Origin of the sequence: Idiomarina sp. UBA4206 (genome assembly GCF_002383015.1) — a bacterium.
GTDB lineage: Bacteria > Pseudomonadota > Gammaproteobacteria > Enterobacterales > Alteromonadaceae > Idiomarina > Idiomarina abyssalis.
The window spans coordinates 19,530-20,483 of sequence record NZ_DFTS01000013.1 but is presented as its reverse complement, the minus strand read 5'-3'; the positions used below and the strand labels follow the sequence as shown (position 1 = coordinate 20,483).

Annotated in this window: 1 protein-coding gene and 1 pseudogene; one reads left to right on the top strand and one right to left on the bottom strand. The window is 50.8% G+C overall.

What is annotated here, in order from left to right; genetic code table 11:
• Positions 1 to 102: pseudogene (locus tag B3180_RS02555) on the top strand (type 1 glutamine amidotransferase domain-containing protein); the annotation flags it as partial.
• Between the two features lie 6 nt (positions 103 to 108).
• Here B3180_RS02555 and B3180_RS02550 read toward each other — a convergent pair.
• On the bottom strand, positions 109 to 954 hold an 846-nt coding region (locus B3180_RS02550), incomplete at its 5' end, for a TonB-dependent receptor domain-containing protein (protein ID WP_286842841.1).

Sequence of the window (954 nt, the reverse complement as noted above, 5' to 3'; positions counted from 1 at the left end):
GCCTATGCCGTTCAGGACGGCATGTTAATTACAGGCCAGAACCCTGCATCATCAGAGCAGACGGCACAGCGCCTGCTCGATGTACTCAGAGCCAGCCTGTAATTTGCCTTAAAAGCGTCGGCGCCAACTGATGCCGACGCTAGCCTGCCTTCCTACTGCAGGCTCAAATGAACGTCCGCTTCCCTGGTTAACAACAACAGCACCGACGTAGTCTTTGTCCGTAATATTGTCGACCCTGGCCCACACGTCCAGCTCGCTTTTTGCCCACTGCCAGTCGCGGCTTATTGCTATATCCCATGTCGTATAAGACGGTGCAAAGGTATCGTTTTGATCATTAAGTGGCGTTTCATCTCTATACTGCCCCGCTAGCTGAACCAGCCATTGCTCTGCGGGCTGCCAGTTCAGCCGCAAGTACCCCTGGCTTTTCGCTACGCCGGGTAATTGATTCCCCTGTAACGGGCCATCATCAAAGCTAGCGTCTATATAGCTGTATGACAGCAGCAAGTTGAGCTGCCGCGTTAGTTCGCCATTAATGCTCAGTTCAGCCCCTTCGCGCGTTGTTTCTGAGGCATTACGGTAGGTAGTACGCCCATCGTTTGACTGGTCTACGAGAATTTCGTCTTCGCTTTCAATACCAAAGAAAGCGAAATGCAGACGCCAGTCGTTATCGAGTTGATGTTTAATACCCCATTCCCACTGATCATTGGTGGATGGACCCAACTCGCGGTTCAGGCCCGAGCCTTCATTTCGGTAGGCAAGTTCTGTCAGCGTCGGGGTTTCAAAACCTTGTCCTAAACTCAGATAAGTTGCTGAGGTTGGCAGAAACTGCCAGGTAAGCGAAATAGCGGCTGTGGTTTCACTAAAGTCACTGCTACCACTGTCATCGGAGTTATCCAGTTCAGTAAAGTAGTCTTTTACTTCATAATTGATGTCACTGTAACGAACCCCGCCAGT